The 353-nt window shown below is 65.4% G+C and carries 1 pseudogene; it reads right to left on the bottom strand.

Annotated elements, in window-relative coordinates:
• A pseudogene (istB, locus tag CVH10_RS18480) lies at window positions 1-238 on the bottom strand (IS21-like element ISMex27 family helper ATPase IstB); the annotation flags it as partial.
• Window positions 239-353: the final 115 nt, after the last annotated feature.

The raw sequence follows: 353 nt of genomic DNA, 5'->3' as shown, positions 1-353 counted from the left end.
AGTCGAACCCGGTCAGATCCTTGTAGGCCGGAAAGCGGGCGGCCTTGATCTGGTAGGCGATGGATCGAACCTCCCGCTCGGCCATCTCGGCCTTGAGCAGCTGGGACAGGAGCGGGACGGCTACCTCGAAGGCGGGTGCGCCTTGCTCCACAAGATCGACGACGGCCTGAGACATGCCGTACATCTTGAGCCCGCGCAGCATGACGATGATGGCGGCGCTGGCGGGATCATGACGCATGGCGCACCGCCTTCCTGCGGAGCGCATCGTAGCGCTCGACATCGGCCTTCGGCTCCTGGCGCAAGACGAGCGCCTGTGGGGCATCGATCGTGGCCACGCTCGATGGCTTACCGTC

The organism is Halomonas sp. ND22Bw (genome assembly GCF_003011945.1).
In the GTDB taxonomy this organism is placed as follows: domain Bacteria; phylum Pseudomonadota; class Gammaproteobacteria; order Pseudomonadales; family Halomonadaceae; genus Halomonas; species Halomonas halophila.
The sequence above is the reverse complement of the archived record's forward strand: the minus strand, read 5'-3'. Positions and strand labels throughout refer to the sequence as shown.